This window comes from Legionella pelazae (genome assembly GCF_052527395.1).
Window position 1 is genome coordinate 1 of sequence record NZ_JBNVZS010000040.1, and the last position, 330, is coordinate 330.

The following is a 330-nucleotide window of genomic DNA, read 5'->3' on the forward strand; positions in this document are numbered from 1 at the left end:
GGATACTCACTAGGGGGTATGATTGCTTTAATGGTTGCAGCACGTTATCCTGAATTTGTCCAGCAACTCATTATGTTAGATTCGCCTTTAACTTTAAAAACACTAACACCTATTATTGAGTCTCAAAAAGAATTTGGACAAAGACTTTTACATTATCGCCAAACCAATCAGATTGAACAATTATATGCAGAAATACATAATGATTCATCCAGCATAGGCATGAGCTTGTGTGATCCTAGTATTATTGAAATAACAATAAATCAGCACGAAAAAATGATTGAAGGTTTTGATATTGAGCAGTTAATTCCCTTAATTAAGTGCCCATTCTTC

1 protein-coding gene is annotated in these 330 nt (G+C 33.9%); it reads left to right on the top strand.

Annotation, left to right across the window (positions count from 1 at the left end):
• A partial coding sequence (locus ACQUW5_RS15310; RefSeq protein WP_444992125.1) for an alpha/beta fold hydrolase occupies positions 1-330 on the top strand: 330 nt, incomplete at both ends.